Source organism: Vibrio sp. 10N.286.51.B11 (genome assembly GCF_041469245.1).
Classification (GTDB): Bacteria; Pseudomonadota; Gammaproteobacteria; order Enterobacterales; family Vibrionaceae; genus Vibrio; species Vibrio crassostreae_C.
Map to the genome: position 1 here is coordinate 1 of NZ_JBFRKI010000070.1, position 1,241 is coordinate 1,241.

Here is a 1,241-nt window from a genome sequence, read left to right on the forward strand (position 1 = left end):
CGTAACTACGCTTACCTAGGTGGTGATTTCGGTGGTATCCCTGATGGCGTCGGCATCGTTGAGCGTTTCGACACGTTCGCAAGCCAATATGCAACAGACAAAGGCGTTGATTTCCTACGTCGTGCACTAAGCTACGCAAAAGACCGTCTAGGCATCGAAAAACAAGCGTTCCTAAACGAGCTAGTACTGGCTTACCTTGCGTGTAACTACCCAGTGCCACCACGTATGCTAGTGAACATCGAGAAAGTGGTTAAACAATACATCGCAGAAGAGATGTACGGCCCAATGCCAATGACGACTAACTTTGACCTGTTCGCAACAGAAGGCGGCACTGCGTCAATGACGTACACGTTCGCAACCATGTTCAACAATGGTCTATTGAAAAAAGGTGACAAAGTTGCGCTAATCACGCCAATCTTTACCCCTTACCTAGAAATCCCAGAGCTAGCAGAATATGAGCTGGAAATCGTTGAACTACGCCTTGATGAGACCACTTGGCAGCTACCAATGTCTGAAATCGAAAAACTGGCAGATACAGACATCAAACTGCTTTGTGTTGTTAACCCTGCTAATCCAGCATCAGTGAAATTCTCTGACGAGACTCTAGAGAACCTAACGAACTTTGTGAATGAGCAACGCAGTGACCTATTCATCATCACTGATGACGTATACGGTACATTTGCCGATGACTTCGTTTCTCTATTTGCAAAACTACCATACAACACACTTTGTGTTTACTCGTTCTCTAAGTACTTTGGTGCAACAGGCTGGCGTCTAGGCACTATCGGTATTCACGATGAGAACGTGTTCGACGATACACTTCGCTCATTCAGTGAAGCGACACAGTGCCAATTGGACGACCGTTACAAAACGCTAACTCCAGAGCCACGTGACATCAAATTCATCGACCGTATCGTTGCTGATAGCCGCAGCGTAGCATTGAACCATACTGCAGGTCTGTCTCTACCACAACAAGTACAAATGGCGATGTTTGCATTAACTTGTCTAATGGACTCAGAAGGTCGCTACAAAGCCGCTTGTAAACGCATCATCCGTGAGCGCTACACAACGCTTTACAAAAACATGGGTGTAGCAATCGAAGAGAACAAAGACCGTGTGGATTACTACACACTACTAGAGCTAGACACGCTAGGTGGCAAACTTTACGGTCAAGAGTTTGTCGACTGGTTCAAAGCTAACGAGAAAGGTAAAGACTTCCTATTCCGTCTTGCTCACGAAAC

1 protein-coding gene is annotated in these 1,241 nt (G+C 46.0%); it reads left to right on the plus strand.

The annotated features are described in order from the left end of the window. Window positions 1–1,241 (plus strand): bifunctional aspartate transaminase/aspartate 4-decarboxylase (locus tag AB4154_RS22265; RefSeq protein ID WP_372124145.1); only part of this gene is annotated, 1,241 nt, incomplete at both ends.